Source organism: uncultured Bacteroides sp. (assembly GCF_905207245.1).
Classification (GTDB): domain Bacteria; phylum Bacteroidota; class Bacteroidia; order Bacteroidales; family Bacteroidaceae; genus Bacteroides.
The window spans coordinates 1-10,121 of record NZ_CAJLKP010000120.1; the positions used below are offsets into that span (position 1 = coordinate 1).

Here is a 10,121-nt window from a genome sequence, read left to right on the forward strand (position 1 = left end):
GGGCTCGCCTCGAAGGAGGCAATGCCTCCTTCGAGGCGAGCCCAACGCCCAGCATCAGCACGCGAAGTACCAGCTCTGCTGTTCCGGACAAATTGTACAATCTTGAAATCTTGCAATATGATTCGAACGGCAATTATGTAACCAAACAGACTTTTGGTACTGAAACAACACCGGGCACTGCATTGACAGTCAACCTGAATCCTAAGAATGACTGCCAGCTTCTGATCGTCGCCCGTGGAAGTGGAAATGCCTTACCAAGTATATCAACTAATAAATCATTAAACGAAGTGCGGAATACAATCGCTACATCAAGTGTCATAGAAGGTATCGACCCGTCAACCGGTAGCCTGAATGCTATGCCTTACGTGCTCCATCTGGAACGCGTGAACGTGGTGTCGGATAATTCCGGTGGCATGATCCGGTATGTACTTCAAAGTCCGGAAGGTACTTGCGATACCCGCCTTCGTTTGAAACGTCTGGCCACTAAGTTGACGGTGAACTGGACTTTCAGCCCTTCTATGGCGGATGATGGTTATGTGTTGAAAGAAGTAAGGCTTTGCCAGGTTCCCAAAGATTACCGTCTGCTCCCCACCACCGAAAAGAATGAATGGGGAATTACTTATCCAACCACAATCGCTGAGTTTGTCAATCCTTATCGTCTGACATCCGCAACGGATTTGAATAAGGGCGGGAAAACAATTTGGTTGCCCGCCAATGTTCGCGGCACCTCTGTAAATGCTACTTCCGACCGCTACCGCACGAAAGAGAATGCCCCCACTGCCGCTTCTTATGTGGAATTGGTAGTGGATAATTCCACCCGGCAGGAACGCCTTTATTATCGTGCTTACCTAGGTGGCGATAATTCTACGGACTTCAACCTCTACGAAAATAAGGATTACAACTGGACGCTGAATATCAAATCTGCCGACTATCGTGGCGATGCCCGTATCCAGTTGCTGGATCAGACTCCGGTGAAAAGTACGAACCTTGTACCTACTAGCAACTGCCTGATGATGCTTCCCGGTACAAATATCTGCTTTAATCCCTATAAACATGAAGCGGGTGCGAATGGCTGGAATACTTATCTGACCGATGGAACGACATTAACTACAGAGAAAACCATCGATCACGTCCGGGTTCTGTGGCAGACAAAGGATGCCGGAACATCAGGAGAATTGGTTTTAGGATATGTGGTCGATGAAAATAATCATAAGAACTTGGTGAACGTATCTGATATTGCAGATAAAGATAAGGCTCTGGTACACGTGAAAGTTCCCGTCACGCAGGGCGGCAATGCGGTAATAGAAGCTGTGAATGCTTCGGGCGTAACTGTATGGAGTTGGCACATTTGGATAAGTGACTATATACCGGTTGGCGTGGATGCAAATAAGATAACAGATAACTCAAACCGGACGGCTGCCATATCCGAAGCTCAAAACGCCACTCAGGGCGGAGCCGTACAAGTATATCAGGGCATTTCGTGGACAGAACCGGCCGGTGCTTTCTACAAATGTGTCATTATGGACCGCAATTTGGGAGCTACCAAGGCAGGTATACAAGATAATCAGATTGACGGTCGGCGCACCCTTGGGATGCTCTATCAGGGTGGTCGGAAAGATCCTTTCTTTGCTGCTGCGGACGGCACGACGAAAGAGACAAAGACTATTTATGACGGAGTGGGAGAGCCACTGGATGTTACTAAAGGAACTTTGTCTACAGTGGAGCAATTGATACAACAGCCATTGAAATTTGCAATAGGCTCAAATGGTCAAAATCCCACCTTGTCTGAAAAATGGAACGGTGATGGTCCTAAAACAATTTATGATCCTTGTCCGAAAGGATGGCGCGTCCCTTCCAATGGCATAACTCCTGTGGCACTTGGAACGACGACTTCAATGCCTTTATTTAATGATGATGGTACGTTTAAGTATTGTATGTGGACAGGTTTTGGCATAAATGCTGGTACTACCGGAGCGGGGGAAGGAAATTTGCTTTCATTTAATAATGTCATGTACTATGACGGTAATACAAGAAATATATCTTTCATCAATATCAGTACGATACAGAAATCTGATTTTGTTGGTTCGGGATTCATTTATTATGGAACTTCAGTAGGACCGGAGGGTGATAAATCAATTTTCTTTCCCGGGGTTTCTCTCCGTGAATTAAATAGCGGAAACTATAGGGATAAGAAAAATAATACAGCTTATTTGTGGAGTTCGACAAAACACCCGACTGATAAAGGGGCTGTACTAATTTATCAGATTCAGGATAATATAGTTTCTGTGCGCCATCCCATCGATTGGAAATTTGGTTTTTCGGTAAGATGTGTACAAGATAATATTCAGAAGAAACCTTAGTTTTTCATCCTTTTTCTGTTCGCTAACTAAGGAATTTGCGGACATGCGAAAGGAATGGAAGATTTATAAATAGCTCTTTGACATGCTGGAATAACGGAAAACAATTAGTATCTTTATCTCATCCTATCTAATATACGGGGAAAGGGAGTTCAAATAAATATTTGTTCGCCGTTTGATATTCAACATTTTCCTGTTACCTTTGTTGACATGAAAACAAAACAAGAGGAAGGAGACGAACTTATGGCCGGTAATTATATTCGTTTCGATTGGGCTATGAAGCGCTTACTGCGCAATAAAGCCAATTTTGGGGTATTGGAAGGGTTTCTGACTACCCTGTTGAAAGAAAATATCAAGATTCAGAAACTTCTGGAAAGCGAAAGCAATCAGGAAGATGAGTTTGATAAGTATAATCGTGTGGATATGCTTGCTGAGAATTCAAAGGGCGAACTTATCCTGATTGAAGTACAGAATAATAATGAATACGCTTATTTTCAGCGTATGCTGTTCGGAACTTCCAAACTGGTGACGGAATATATCAATCGCGGTGAAGGATATGATAAAGTGCGTAAGGTGTATAGCGTCAATATCGTATATTTCTCCCTGGGTAATGGAAAAGATATCGTGTATCATGGCAAAACGGAGTTTCGTGGTATCCATGAAGGAGATATTCTGGAACTGACACCTTTCCAGAAACAGACTTTCAGTGTCGATACTGTCAGTCAGCTTTATCCTGAATATTATATTTTGAAGGTGAATGATTTTAATCAGGTGGCCAAAAGCCCGTTAGAGGAATGGATTCATTATCTGAATACAGGCGATATCCCCGACAGCGCTACTGCTCCCGGTTTAGAGGATGTCCGTGAACATTTGAAGATAGACAAGATGACAAAAGATGAACTGAAAGCCTATTATCGGCATTTGGATAATATTGTCATTCTCCGTGATAACATCTATACTGAACGTGCAGAAGGTCGGGCAGAGGGACGCGAGGAAGGACGAGTAGAGGGACGTGAAGAAGGTCGCGAAGAAGAGCGTTTGGCCACTGCCCGTAAAATGAAAGCAGAAGGTTTGGATTGTGAGTTAATCTCTAAGATTACCGGTCTGACAGTTGAAGAGGTTGCTGTATTATAAAGAATTTATTTTCTACCTGTTGATGGAAGAGGTAGTGGGAAGGTCTGTTTGAGTGAAGCGATAATTCAGGCAGTTATATAATAAGATATTGTTTTTCGTCCCGCCCCATGTACGGAAGTGCATGAGGCGGGACGGTGTGTTTTTATTCCTTATTCCAGCGAAAGAATAAAAACAGATGGTCTGTTTATGCAGAACAGACTATCTGTAACAGTGAAATGGATGGTCTGTTTGTCGTGAATAGACCGTCTGTTTTGGAGATAATGAACTATAAATAAAATAAATATGAAACGAATGAAAATTGGAAGTATTTTGACTCTATTTTTAGGGTTAGTTGCACTTGCGGGCGGAATGGTCGCATGTGAAGACAATATTGGGGAAGAAGAAATCCCGACGGGTAATAGTGGATTGGTGACGGTGCCGCTGGCATTTGACTTCGCCTCCGAACTTAATGGTTATGATGTGCCTCGGGCTCGCCTCGGCTCGCGCTGAAGGCGGTTATACCGCCTTCAGCGCGAGCCTGTGCCCCCAAGTGTCAACTCGTGATGTAACAGACCTCACTCCGGATGCTCTGTATAATTTAGAAATCAGGCAGTACAATTCCGCAGGTACACACCTTGCAGGTTCCACATTTGCCAATGCCACTATTGGCACGACTTTAGACGTGGCACTGCAAGCAAGTGAAGATTGCCAACTGGTGATCGTGGCGCGTGGTGATGGCAATACGGTTAAAACGGAATTAGGAACAAGAACATTGCAAAAAGTGCAGGAAGAAATAACTGTAGACTCAAAGGTACTCAACCAAATCGACCCGGTAAATCAAACGAGCATGAACAAAATGCCCTATGTGTTGCATCTGAAACATGTGAAAGTGGTGAAAGATGGAGCCTCTGGTAAATATATCATCCAAAGTATGGACGGAGCTTATGATGCCCGCCTCCGGCTGAAACGTCTGGCAACCCGGCTTACGATGACATGGACATACGCTGTTAGTGACTTTGATATAAGACAAATATTGATTCAAAGCGTGCCTTTAGCTTATGCTGTGGTGGATGCGCCGGATGAACAGGATGGCACTTACCCTTCGCTTGTCCAGCAATTCACTACAATAGAAGTGCCCTCAGAAGGTAATAGTGGCAGTTACTCCTGCTGGATACCTGCCAATGTGCGAGGAAGCTCGGCTGCCTCCACTTCGGAGGTATTGCGCACGAAAGCCAATGCCCCCCAGGGAAGTGCTTTCATAAATTTTGTTGCTGTGAACAAGACCGATGCGAAGAAAAAACTGGACTATCGCGTTTATCTGGGCGGTAGGGAGTCGTCGGACTTCAATGTGCTGGGTAACACCAATTATAACTATACAGTAAACTTCAAACACGCAGGTATCCCTACGGATGACGGTCGCGTGACGTATATTGACCCGATACCCGCTTCCGAAAATAACAACAACCTTCTGCCTACTGCAAACTGCTTCATGATTGCTCCGGGTGGTGCGTTCTGTTTTGATCCATTTGTATTCCAGTCCAACGGAACTTCAATAACTAATGATAAATTGGTGAGTTGGTGCAGTGCCGGTGGCATCAAGTCTGTGAAGCTGCTCTGGCAGACCAAAGAGAATGGTGATGTGGGCGATCCTACGATGGGTATTGCCAATAGTAATGATGACCATACCAATATTGTGGATGTGAAACGTACGGATGGTGCTACTATCACTGCGGTTCCTGCAACAGGAGCAGGGCAATGCCTCATTTATTGTCGCACGGCAGCCAATACTTCCGGCGGGAGCGGCGTGATTGCCGCTTATGACGGAGAGAATGGTACAGGGAATATCCTCTGGAGCTGGCACGTGTGGGTGACGGATTATCATCCGGATGCTACGGGAACTGAAACGGTGCTGGCGCCGGAGGAAAAGCGGAAGCTAAAACTTGTGCCGGTGAGTAGTACTGATGGCACCGTGGCGGCTATCATGATGGACCGTAATCTGGGGGCTTATGAAGGAGCGTTCAATGCTATTCCGAAAGATATTCTCACGATGTCCCGAAATAATGGTTTTCACTTCCAGAAAGGGCGGAAAGATCCATTCCCAAGTAGTTATACGACGCAGAAGTTGCCAAGTGTTTATCAATTTACCCTGAGTGCGGATGCGCCTCCCAAACATATCATGAACAGGTATAAACCGGATGGCTTTCATGCGATTGTACCTTTGTCCATCGGCAGTGGAGCTACTTCGTTACAGAAGGCTTATCAGGTACCGATATCCATTGCCAATAATAATGCTACTACTTGGTGCTCAGATGCTCAGCTTCCGGTATGGGGTGTCATAAAAACTATTCATGACCCATGTCCGGCAGGGTGGCGTATGCCCCAGAAGAGTGAACTTAATATTCTGGTGAATCGTAATACTGCCGTGATTCCTGGAAGTGCGCAGGATGATGGCGGGGCACTACTTAAATATGATAATACGGAAGGTAAATTTTATATGCGATTTACCGGATACCCGCCCAATATAGCTCAATTGAATAGTGTTGGCACAATAGGATATATGTCTGCATCTGAAAGTGCGATGATTTTCAGAATATCGGGTGACTCCAAGCCTTACATAGGTTCGATGAGGGATTACGACGCCCACACCACCCGTTGCGTTCAGGAAAAGATGGAATAGAATAGTATACTATATACCCCGAAACCAGGGAAAACGCAGAGATTGCAGACGAATCCACCCCATAATGGTGGCACTCGTCTGTCTCCTTTGCGTTTTTTTGTGTTTTGTGAATAATAATAAACATATAAGTAAAAAGAAAGTATGGAATTAATGACTTTACATCGATTGGAACAACGTCTTGAAAATGAAAGACAACGCTATGTCCGGCAGCAAGAACGGGAAGAACTCTTGTTGCGCAGGATGCAGCGTACCCGACAAAATATAGAAAATCTGGAGTATGCACTGAAATCGCAGGAACGCATCATCCGTCTGCATCGCAGGCATCGTATCGTTCCTCATGCTGAGGTAGATAGTTTCTTTGACAGAGCTTCCACTGTCTACGACCGTCTCCAAGCCCGTCTGCATCTCAATCTGAGTTATTCCTTTTTCTGCTACATCATTTCTACCCGTTATCTGTTCGAGAGCCGCGTGCATCTGCCCAACCGCCGGTTTCTTAGCTTCGCCACTGTGTTTTCCTACTTTAAAAAGAAGCGCGGGAGTTGAAAACCGTTCCTGTCATTCTTGTTCTACACAGATGATATTATTTTTATAATTTCGCAGCCGATTTATTAACAAATAGGTTGGTTTGAAAGTTTGATTAAGGTCTTATTCACGCTGAGCCATCCTATTATAAACTTAAAGAAAAACAATGAAAGAAGTAAATTTTGACCGGCTGCTCCAAGGTTGCCATCCTTTGTCGGAAGTGGCACAGACGTATTATCCATGTATGCACAACAGTTCGGCTGTTCGCTCGTTCCGGAAGCACGTCAAAGAAATTGCCGGCCTGTATGCCGGGCTGCTGGAAGTAGGGTATACCGATCAGATTACGATTCTGACCCCATTGCAGATTGCGGTGTTGATTCGTTATCTGGGGCTTCCCAATCAGGCACGCAGAGAGATGGAACAGTAAGAATGCAACTCCGTCAAAGCAGGAAGGATATTTATATATCCTTCTTTTTTTTCTTTATATTATTATATCATGTACGGTTGGCTGTCTGGTTGCCTGTACGTTTTCGTAATCAAACTATTTATTATCAGTAAGTTATCATGTTCACTGAACAGTACGGTTCATAGACCGGTCCGAATCTACACAGATTGTATTAATAATTCACCGTGAGTCACCAAATGTAACCAGTTGGAACAGTGGCGGGAACAGAACCCGGTTTATTGCCATACCTTTGTCGCTGTAAACAAAGAAGATGAATTATGAATTTGAATAAAGATTTGCAGGTGGCAGGTTACGTCATGATTCCGCGTGCCTTGCTTTTAAGGGCTTTTGAGGAAAATCGTGAGGCGGTGGGAGATATGAATGCATTCCTGCGGGTGCTAACCTACGTCAATTATGCCGAAGCGATGATGAAATGCTGCAATACCGAGGTGGCTTGCCGGCGTGGAGAATCGGTGATATCCTTCAGGCATTGGGCGGAAATTCTGGGCTGGACTATCGGGCGCACCCGGCGTTTCTTCAACCGGCTGATTGCCGATGGCGGCATAGAGTTGGTGGAGGGAGATTGCGTCAGCCATATCCGCATACCGGGATACGATGCATGGGTAGGCAAAAGGATGACCGGAAAGGCGGATACAGCCACCACTCTCGAAAAGGGCTTCGGGGAATTTTGGGACGAATATCATGAAACCACCCGCATGCCCCGAAAAAACAAGGAGGAGACCCTCAGGGAGTGGAAGAAGATGTCGCTTGAAGAGAGGAAGTTGGCTCAGGAGAACATTGAAGAATATTACTACCATTTGCGGAATACGAAGTATTGCTGTCAGGCTGCGAAATATCTGGCTAACAAACTGTTTCAAGATGAATATGACAATTAATGATAAGAATAAAAGAGAGAAATGAATGAAATTTTAAATCCACAGGATGCCGGACTGGAAGAAGCCGTGCTGGGTGCCTGTCTGGTAGAGAGCGAAGCTATATCCCTGGTTGCCGATAAATTGCGCCCGGAAATGTTCTATAACGATCAGAACCGGATGGTTTATGTCGCTATTCTGGCCATGTTCCGTGCGGGGAAGGTGATTGATATTCTTACGGTGAAGAATGAACTGGCTTCATGCGGCAATCTGGAGAAGGTGGGCGGACCTTATAATCTGATGCGGCTTGCTTCGCGCATAGCATCGAGTGCCCATCTGGAATATCATGCGTGCATACTTCGAGAACTATTTATCCGTCGTGAGGTGATTCTCGGTTCGCATAAGCAACTGGCTGCCGCTGCCGATGAGTCGGTAGACATCACGGATGTGCTGGTGGCTATGCACGATTTGCTGGATCGCCTTGAGGGCGAAATGGGAGCTGCCGACCATCTCCGCACTATGGAGCAACTGATGGAAGATACCCTGACGCAAGTGGAAACCCGTGTTGAAAATAGCCGGAATGGTATTACAGGTATCCCTACCGGCTTCTCCGATCTGGACAAGTTGACTTCGGGGTGGCAACGGGGAGATTTGGATATCCTTGCCGCGCGTCCGGCAGTGGGAAAAACAGCTTTCGCCCTGCACTTGGCAAGGGCTGCTGCTGCAAGCGGTTATCATACGGTGGTTTTCAGTCTGGAAATGCAGGGTGAACGTTTGGGAGATCGCTGGTTGCTTGCCGCTACTGAAGATGTGGATGCTTCGCATATGCGCCGCGGGTTGCTCGATACGGGGGAATTGCGGCAGGTGCGTGAGGCTTCCCAGAAGCTTTCAGAACTTTCCATCCGTGTGGATGATAGTCCGGTGACGAGTATGGACCATGTACGCTCGGTGGCTCGTATGCTGAAAAGCAAGGGAGAGTGTGACATGATTATTCTGGATTACCTGCAACTTTGTGATATGAAGTCCGACCAGAACAACCGCAACCGTGAGCAGGAAGTGGCACAAGCCACCCGCAAGGCAAAGCTGATGGCAAAAGAACTGGATGTACCGGTATTGTTGCTCAGCCAGTTGAACCGCATGAGTGAAGGGCGTCCCGACTGCCGTCCGCTACTGAGCGATTTGCGTGAAAGCGGGGCAATTGAACAGGATGCGGATATGGTGATGCTTTTGTATCGTCCTGCTTTGTGTGGTCTGAAAACGGAGCACAAGAGCAAATATCCTTCCGAGGGGCTTGGAATGGTGATTGTGGCGAAGCACAGAAATGGCGAAACAGGTGATGTTTACTTTGGACACAACCCCAGTCTGACGAAAATGGGAGACTATGTTCCGCCTTGTGAGTGGCTGATGAAGCATGCGAAGTAAACTGGGTGGGAATAGGTGGAATCCGGTTGGATATGGTTTGAAAATATTTGGCAAAATACTTGATTTCGCTTCCCGGATGTAGTACCTTTGTGATATGCTTGAAAGAGCTATGATAACTTAAACCTTAACTTAATTTATTTTACTTATGGATGTAACCGTAGAGCGCTATATGCGCAGAAAAATTGTGACTGATTCCAGTTCTCCCAAGTTCTTTTATCTTCGCCAGAAACCCGGTACGTGCAAAACGGTAGATATTGATACCCTTGCCGCCGCCATACAGAAAAGCTGTGCGATGACGAAAGGGGACGTGAAGCATGTGATAGAGGCGCTTGTGGAAGAGGTTCAGGAAAGCCTGGCGAACGGAAACAAGGTGAAATTGAATCAGTTCGGAACGTTTCACATGACATTTTGTTGTCCGGGCGTAGCTACCTCGGAGGAGTGTACTGTGAAGAATATCAAGCGGGTGAATATTCGTTTTGTTCCGGACAAGGAGTTGAAACTGGTGAACAACAGTCATGCGCAGACCAGAAGTCCGGCAAATGTGATGTTTGCATTAGAGAAACCGGAAGACAAAGACGGTGGATCATCAGACGGAGGCGGCAATTCCGAGGGAGAAGGAGGACTTGAAGGGGACCCGTTGGGATAGGCTCTAACGCCAGAGGCGTTAGAAATTAAAAATTAAAGAATTAAAAATTAAAGGCTGCGCAGCCAAT

9 protein-coding genes are annotated in these 10,121 nt (G+C 45.9%); all 9 read left to right on the forward strand.

All coding sequences use genetic code 11. From position 1 onward, the window contains the following. A partial coding sequence (locus QZ135_RS23095) for a hypothetical protein (RefSeq protein ID WP_294615163.1) occupies nt 1-2,360 on the forward strand: 2,360 nt, incomplete at its 5' end. 207 nt (nt 2,361-2,567) lie between these two features. Beyond that, a complete protein-coding gene (locus QZ135_RS23100) occupies nt 2,568-3,491 on the forward strand; it encodes an Rpn family recombination-promoting nuclease/putative transposase (protein ID WP_294615166.1) in 924 nt (307 codons plus the stop codon). A gap of 282 nt (nt 3,492-3,773) precedes the next feature. After that, complete coding sequence (locus QZ135_RS23105) at nt 3,774-3,980, forward strand: hypothetical protein (RefSeq protein ID WP_294615169.1); 207 nt, start codon at nt 3,774-3,776, stop codon at nt 3,978-3,980. After that, nucleotides 3,946-6,147 (forward strand): DUF4906 domain-containing protein, encoded by a 2,202-nt coding sequence (locus QZ135_RS23110; RefSeq protein WP_294615172.1) that lies wholly within the window; start codon nt 3,946-3,948, stop codon nt 6,145-6,147. Before QZ135_RS23105 ends, QZ135_RS23110 begins: the two co-directional genes overlap by 35 nt. Before the next feature lie 141 nt (nt 6,148-6,288). Further along, nucleotides 6,289-6,690, forward strand: a complete 402-nt coding sequence (locus tag QZ135_RS23115; protein WP_294615175.1) for a hypothetical protein — start codon at nt 6,289-6,291, stop codon at nt 6,688-6,690. A gap of 145 nt (nt 6,691-6,835) precedes the next feature. Next, nucleotides 6,836-7,096 carry a DUF4248 domain-containing protein gene (locus QZ135_RS23120; RefSeq protein WP_294615177.1) on the forward strand — a complete coding sequence of 87 codons (261 nt, stop codon included), beginning with the start codon at nt 6,836-6,838 and terminating at the stop codon, nt 7,094-7,096. A 296-nt stretch (nt 7,097-7,392) separates the two neighbouring features. Beyond that, nucleotides 7,393-8,010, forward strand: coding sequence for a hypothetical protein (locus tag QZ135_RS23125; RefSeq protein WP_294615180.1), 618 nt, complete (start codon nt 7,393-7,395; stop codon nt 8,008-8,010). A gap of 21 nt (nt 8,011-8,031) precedes the next feature. Further along, the gene (dnaB, locus tag QZ135_RS23130) at nt 8,032-9,408 is read left to right on the forward strand and encodes a replicative DNA helicase (RefSeq protein ID WP_294615183.1); all 1,377 of its coding nucleotides are present in this window, start codon (nt 8,032-8,034) and stop codon (nt 9,406-9,408) included. A 145-nt stretch (nt 9,409-9,553) separates the two neighbouring features. Beyond that, nucleotides 9,554-10,054: an HU family DNA-binding protein gene (locus QZ135_RS23135; RefSeq protein ID WP_294615185.1), complete on the forward strand. Its 501-nt coding sequence runs from the start codon at nt 9,554-9,556 to the stop codon at nt 10,052-10,054. Nucleotides 10,055-10,121 lie beyond the last annotated feature (67 nt).